Annotated in this window: 1 pseudogene; it reads right to left on the reverse strand. The window is 69.2% G+C overall.

The features are described from left to right. Positions 1-642: pseudogene (locus tag ACU8YC_RS25485) on the reverse strand (hypothetical protein); the annotation flags it as partial.

The raw sequence follows: 642 nt of genomic DNA on the forward strand, positions 1-642 counted from the left end.
TGATCGTGCCGCCCTCGTGGTAGGCGGCGAGCCGGATCGTGCCGCGGGCGGGCTTGCCCGCCGCCACGCGCTCGGCGGTCGATTCGAGGCCGTGATCCGCCGAGTTGCGGACCATGTGGGTCAGCGGGTCCTTGATGACCTCGAGGACCTGCCGGTCGAGCTCGGTCTCGTTGCCGACCATCACGAGGTCGATCTGCTTGCCGAGCTCGGCCGAGAGGTCGCGCACCACGCGCGGCAGCTTCTGCCACGCGTTGCCGATCGGCTGCATGCGCGTCTTCATGACGCCTTCCTGCAGCTCGGCGGTGACGTGCGACAGGCGCTGCAGCGGGACCTTGTAGCTCGAATCCTCGTGCCGGCGGGCGATCTCGAGGAGCTGGTTGCGGGTCAGCACCAGCTCCGAGACCATCGTCATCAGGTGCTCGAGCGTGTCGACGTTCACCCGGCTCGCGAAGGAGAAGCCCCAGTCGCCCTGCAGCATGGCGGTGAGCCAGTGCAGGTAGCGGGTGAGGATCGGGTCATCGAGGCCGAACTTCACCCGCAGGGCCGCCCGCACCTCCGGGGGCACGTTCGGGTTGCTGGCGAGCTCGCCGAACGGGTCGCCCGGCGCGAGCGCCAGGACGGTGAACAGGATCAGGCTGATGC

This window comes from Citrobacter sp. VF227 (genome assembly GCF_052950715.1).